This is a genomic window from Peribacillus sp. NPDC060253 (genome assembly GCF_042727425.1).
Lineage (GTDB): Bacteria > Bacillota > Bacilli > Bacillales > DSM-1321 > Peribacillus.
Genome location: NZ_JBHXAS010000286.1, coordinates 1 through 1,075, shown reverse-complemented (window position 1 = coordinate 1,075; position 1,075 = coordinate 1). Strand labels below are relative to the sequence as shown.

At 33.5% G+C, this 1,075-nt stretch carries 1 protein-coding gene; it reads right to left on the bottom strand.

Going from position 1 to position 1,075, the window contains the following annotated elements:
* Positions 1-218: 218 nt before the first annotated feature.
* Positions 219-752, bottom strand: coding sequence for a GNAT family N-acetyltransferase (locus ACFWE9_RS27055; RefSeq protein WP_230162677.1), 534 nt, complete (start codon positions 750-752; stop codon positions 219-221).
* Positions 753-1,075: the final 323 nt, after the last annotated feature.

Below are 1,075 nucleotides of genomic sequence, written 5' to 3'. Positions count from 1 at the left end.
AAAACTGCATGTAATTTTTCGTCTATCGTATATTTAGTCAAAAAAACTGCACCTCCAATTGTTAGATGTTGTCTAACAATTGGGGTGCAGTTCATGGATCACAGTTCTTCTTGATTTTGTAGACAAAAGGGGTTATCTAAATGTTAAAACAAAGTTGATTGGAACGGTTGTGCGAGACCCCGCGGAAAGCGAGTGCCCTACGTTCCAATCAACGGTCATTAAACTAATTTGTACATAAGAATATCATCCACATAATCATTATCACTCATTTTATATTCTTTAATTTTACGGCCTTCTTCAATGAACCCCATCTTTTTGTACAAGGATATTGCCCTATGATTTGTTGAGAAAACCGCTAAACTTACCTTTTCAATCCTAGGATCCTTCTCTGCCCAGTCCAATAAAGCTTTTAGTAGCATCCCTCCAATCCCCAGTTCTCTGTAACCTTTTCTTATCATCATTCCAAATGAACCTGTATGAGACAATCGTTTTCTATTTTGGTTCATTTCAAATACTATCCACCCAACAACTTCACCATCTTTTTCAGTGACAATTAATGTTTCTTTTTCATTGTCTAATATGCTCTGCATCCATTCTTTTTGTTGAGATGAAGTTCTATTAAACTCTTCTGGATACGCAATTAGAAACTTGCCTTCGGAAACAACTGATTTCTGTATCTCTAAAATAGCCTCGGCATCTTCAATTTTCCCAGTACGAACAATGTAACTACTTATATCTTTTGAGATTGACAATTATATCTCCCCTTATAAAAAAAATTTCAACATTAATACATTGGTTTATTCTGTAATTTTCACCAATATTCCTTCTTCAACTAACCTGCCCCTATAGTTGCATAAAAAAATAGCTGCCTTAAAGGCAGCTCCGGTCTTAAGCTAATCAAACTGTTGGTTCCATAAAAAGTGTTAAGAATCACCATATAAATGCTATACAAAAAATACGACGAACCATATAAAAGCAATACCAAAATTTAATAACATCTGCCTCTTATTTTCTTTTATATAAAAATCTTCAAATCCATCTATTATTGATCCAATTCCTAATAAAATACATATAT